Origin of the sequence: Corallococcus sicarius, assembly GCF_003611735.1 — a bacterium.
In the GTDB taxonomy this organism is placed as follows: domain Bacteria; phylum Myxococcota; class Myxococcia; order Myxococcales; family Myxococcaceae; genus Corallococcus; species Corallococcus sicarius.
Window position 1 is genome coordinate 1 of record NZ_RAWG01000730.1, and the last position, 463, is coordinate 463.

Genomic DNA, 463 nt, shown 5'->3' on the forward strand with positions numbered 1-463 from the left:
TCTTTCTACAGCTTCATAACCAGCATGAATATTTACACCAGATTGTTCATATGCTTTAGACATTTAAATTTCCCTCGCTATCAAAAAAGTGTTTGTTTTTAGAAATATATTGCTTTTGTCGATGACTTAAATGTGCTTTATAATTTGCTTCATAATCATATAACCCTGCAGGATAATCTCCAGTGAAACTTTCTACACATAAGCCACTATATGGCGCGTCATAATCTAAACCAATTGATTCAATTAACCCATCTACAGATAGATATGCTAATGAATCAGCGCCAATATAATCTTTAATTTCTTCAGGTGATTTGCTTGCAGAAATTAATTCTGCCGTAGTTGAAACATCGATTCCATAAAAACTTGGGAACATAAATTCCGGTGATGCTATACGCACATGCACTTTATTTGCACCAGAATCTTTTAACATTTTCACAATGCGTCGAATTGTCGTACCGCGAAC

1 pseudogene is annotated in these 463 nt (G+C 34.3%); it reads right to left on the minus strand.

Features of this window, described 5'->3' with window-relative positions:
• Window positions 1–55 precede the first annotated feature (55 nt).
• Window positions 56–463 (minus strand): annotated as a pseudogene (locus D7X12_RS41900) (hypothetical protein); the annotation flags it as partial.